The sequence below is a fragment of the Actinoplanes sp. ATCC 53533 genome, from assembly GCF_003947245.1.
The window spans coordinates 1-660 of the sequence record NZ_QHHV01000670.1 but is presented as its reverse complement, the minus strand read 5'-3'; the positions used below and the strand labels follow the sequence as shown (position 1 = coordinate 660).

The 660-nt window shown below is 68.5% G+C and carries 1 protein-coding gene; it reads right to left on the bottom strand.

All coding sequences use genetic code 11. From position 1 onward, the window contains the following. Positions 1–660: nitrate- and nitrite sensing domain-containing protein (locus tag DMB66_RS60560; protein WP_199753342.1), on the bottom strand; the 660-nt coding region annotated here is incomplete at both ends.

Here is a 660-nt window from a genome sequence, read left to right as displayed (position 1 = left end):
GCTCCGCAGGCTCGGGGTGAAGTCTCCCTTGCCGATGATCTCGAGGCCGACGACACGCTGCTGGGAGATGAAGTCCTTGGCCCGGGCGACCGCGGCGACCACGCGCAGCCGGTCGCTCAGGGTGGTGTCCTGGGCCAGCTGCGCGGCCGCGTCGCGGACGTTCAGCAGGTCGGTGATCAGGGGATCGTAGGCGCCCCTGATGTCCTCGAGGGGGATCGCGACGCGCGCGGTCCGACTGCGGATCGACGGCAGTTCCAGCAGGTTCAGGTCGAGGCGCCGCAGCAGGACGCCGACCTGCTCCGGGACGTTGTCGAGGGCGGCCTTCTGCTGGGAATACGGCAGCTTCGCCGCGTCCACCTTCGGGTTCTCGTCGGTATAACCCTCGATTGCCGCCTTCCGGTCGGCCGTGTTGGGTTGGGTGGTCGCGATCATCACACCGAAGGCACGTTCGTTCTGCAGGTGATCGACCAGTCCACCAGCGGCCTGCGACAGCACCGACAGGGTGCGGGCGCGCTCGGCGTCACTGGCTTCGTTGATGTGGTCGATCAAGCCGTTGGTGCCGACGACAACCGTCGCCAGCGTCGGCACGAGCATGATGAGCCCGAGCTTCGACCAGATCGGCAGATCCCGCAGCCGGCCGGCCGGCCGGCGGAGACGCGA